This is a genomic window from Clostridium sp. OF09-36 (assembly GCF_003481985.1).
In the GTDB taxonomy this organism is placed as follows: Bacteria; Bacillota; Clostridia; order Lachnospirales; family Lachnospiraceae; genus Brotaphodocola.
Map to the genome: position 1 here is coordinate 1 of NZ_QUMD01000065.1, position 2,661 is coordinate 2,661.

A 2,661-nucleotide genomic window follows, 5' to 3' on the forward strand; every position below is an offset into this window, starting at 1 on the left:
CCTTGTGGCTTTTCCACCTGCCGGACGGAAGTTTTATCCGTTCTCCGCTTTCATCAAGGTCATAAACCTTGCGGCTCTTGGGAAGCCATTTTCCATGTTCGTCCATTGCCCTCATAGTGAGCATGACATGGGCGTGGGGATTGTGTCCCGGCGGATGGGGGTCATGGATGGCAAAGTCAGCAATCATGCCTTTGGAAACAAACTGCTTCTGGCAAAACTCCCGGACAAGGACAGCATACTGGTCGGGCGGTATCTCTCTGGGGATGGTAAGCACCCACCGCCTTGCAAGCTGGGAGTTCCATTGTTTTTCCACCGCTTCGGCGGCGTTCCACAAAGTATTGCGGTCTGCATATTCCTGTGGGGCATTAGGTGGGAGCAGGATTTCATTGTGGACGATACCACGCTTTTCCGGGTAGTGCTTCACTTGCTGGTCATATTCACAGAACAGTTTTTCGCCACTCTGGTAAGCAGCGGCGGCAACCGCAGACTGCCGCTGACTGCGCTGAACAATCGTGATTTCGTTGTGTGGACAGGGCATTTCGTGTCCCTCCTTTCGCTAATTGGTGGACGGGGTGGCGTTTTACCACCTCATTTTGGGCAGAAAAAAAGCAGGAAACCTTTCTTTCAGATTTCCTGCTCGGTGTGCCGCTGTGTGGGCGGCGGGTATTTAGTTGTAAAAGTTCGGGACAAGTTGACCCGATGTGAAGCTGACGAACTGGAATTTATTTGTTGTTATTTTCTATCAATCCCCAAAACATCATAGTATTCATCACTATACTCAATGCCACTATTGTCAAAGCGAGATTGCAGTTCTTTTACATAGTCATAAGGGTTATCAATAGGGGAAATTTCTAATTCTGTTTCAAGATAACTTAATGTCGCTTTCTGTTCCTCTGTGCGGATTGCTTCTTCCTCTTTGAGGTGTTTTTCAAATTTGTCTTTGTCCATCCAAATAATCTGCTCAATAGGATTAGTAGAACCACAAGCAAGAATAAGTCTCATAAAATCCTCAAAGGTTCTTGCCAGTGGATAAACAAAAACATCTGCACAAGTATCAGGATTGCAGGCAAAAACCATTTCCCCATACGGCTCAATAAAGCAATACATAATACTTCCTTCAAAACCTATTGCCTTTGCATTGGTCGGATAGCAGAAGTAAGAATAAATATCTTCAACTTGTTCAAGACAAATCAAAGAGCCATTTATATTCAGTTCTTTGTATTGGTCAAAAAGTGTTTCCATTTTATCACACTCCTTTACAACTTCTAATTTTTCAGTTCTACAAGTTGGAAGTTGTCGCTATGAAATTTCTTTTTCATCATCTCTTGGTGGTCGGATATAACATAACATTTCTTTTTCACAAGCACCAAATTTTGAGAAATTGGATTTCGCTTCTTTTAGCGTTATTCCATGATTAGAGTCGCTTGGTTCGTTATCAGAAGCAATGAACGGGTCATTCTCCCAAAAACAAACGGGGCAAATATACCCACAATCTTCATTTGCCGGAACATTATAGGTAAAATATCCGCAGCAAGGACATTGGTATTTTTTCATATAAACCTCACGTTTAAGCCTTGACCTCAAATTCCTGATTTATTTCTGACTTTATTATACTTCATCGATTATCGAAAAGATAGCATATTTTATGAAACTTGTCGGCTGGGAACAGCTTGCACCGCAAGGTGTCCCCAACAGGCAAGTCCACAAAAGGGTAGCTGGCTGCAGCCAGCGCAGGGGAAGTGTAGCGTCCCCTGTTTGATTTGGAGCAGACCATGACTGCGGAAAATCACAGCTCTCCGGCGAGGAGCCTTCGGAGAACGCAATGCACCAACCTCTGGGTGGTGTATAATTGCGCCCTTAGTAAACTAAGGGGTTTCCGGCTTCTCCCGTTCCAGCATTTTTTTCAATAGTTCCTGCGTGTCCTGCCTGTGAAAAATGAGTTTCAACAACAGCATGACATCATCATCTGTTAGGCGTTCCGGCTCTTGCAGAAAACTTTCCAGCATACCGCCACGAGTGCAGAGCCGGTGCGTCCGTTCCTTTCGGGTAAGCTGCTTTAACTGGTGCTGCAATGCCTTTTCATCATTGATGGCTTTCCGCAGTTTCTTTTCGCTTTTCTCCAGCTCCCGGTTGAGCTTTTCCAGCTTCGAGGTATCAGGCAAGGGCAGCGTCCTCCTTTCCCGGTATCAGCACATAAATCCTATTCGGTTCTCCCACGCCCTGACGCACCCGCATGATAAGTCCGGCGTTTTCCAGTTCATTCAGAGAACGCTTGACCGTCATGGGACTGCGGGACAGGACTGCGGCAATGGCTGTGACAGGGAAGCAGACAAACAGGATTCCGTTCTCGTCCTCCTGCTCTTTGGATAGCATAGCGTCCAGCATCCGGCAGTACATGACCTTTGCGGTGCTGCTGACTGGAAATCCTGTCAACGCTCTGGGAAATGGCATACAGGGCGGCAATGGTGTGTCTATCGTCATAAATTCAAAATTCATTCGGTGTGTTCCTCCTTTTTCTTTGATCGTTTGGATAAATAACGGGGGCAGTCAATCACAACCGCCCGGAAGCTCTGCTTGCACCCATGCTGGCATTTCCGGCATAATTCGTTGTAAGTGACACGCCCCCGGTCATTGAGGTAAAAGGAAAGCTCATGCTTCCTC

5 protein-coding genes are annotated in these 2,661 nt (G+C 46.2%); all 5 read right to left on the bottom strand.

Translation table 11 applies throughout. From position 1 onward, the window contains the following. Positions 1–538: MobQ family relaxase (gene mobQ, locus DXA97_RS19515; RefSeq protein ID WP_147355617.1), on the bottom strand; the 538-nt coding region annotated here is incomplete at its 3' end. Positions 539–732: 194 nt separating this feature from the next. Further along, positions 733–1,242, bottom strand: a complete 510-nt coding sequence (locus DXA97_RS19525) for a hypothetical protein (RefSeq protein WP_006873177.1) — start codon at positions 1,240–1,242, stop codon at positions 733–735. 57 nt (positions 1,243–1,299) lie between these two features. Then, a complete protein-coding gene (locus DXA97_RS19530; RefSeq protein ID WP_117472730.1) occupies positions 1,300–1,554 on the bottom strand; it encodes a CPCC family cysteine-rich protein in 255 nt (84 codons plus the stop codon). Between the two features lie 311 nt (positions 1,555–1,865). After that, a complete protein-coding gene (locus DXA97_RS19535) occupies positions 1,866–2,162 on the bottom strand; it encodes a DUF3847 domain-containing protein (protein WP_009296086.1) in 297 nt (98 codons plus the stop codon). Continuing rightward, complete coding sequence (locus tag DXA97_RS19540; RefSeq protein WP_054328106.1) at positions 2,155–2,496, bottom strand: DeoR family transcriptional regulator; 342 nt, start codon at positions 2,494–2,496, stop codon at positions 2,155–2,157. The genes DXA97_RS19535 and DXA97_RS19540 overlap by 8 nt, the downstream gene beginning before the upstream one ends. Positions 2,497–2,661: the final 165 nt, after the last annotated feature.

Coding starts and splice junctions, on each gene's coding strand:
- DXA97_RS19525 (WP_006873177.1), bottom strand. CDS start 1,242: ATGGAAACACTTTTTGACCAATACAAAGAACTGAATATAAATGGCTCT.
- DXA97_RS19530 (WP_117472730.1), bottom strand. CDS start 1,554: ATGAAAAAATACCAATGTCCTTGCTGCGGATATTTTACCTATAATGTT.
- DXA97_RS19540 (WP_054328106.1), bottom strand. CDS start 2,496: ATGAATTTTGAATTTATGACGATAGACACACCATTGCCGCCCTGTATG.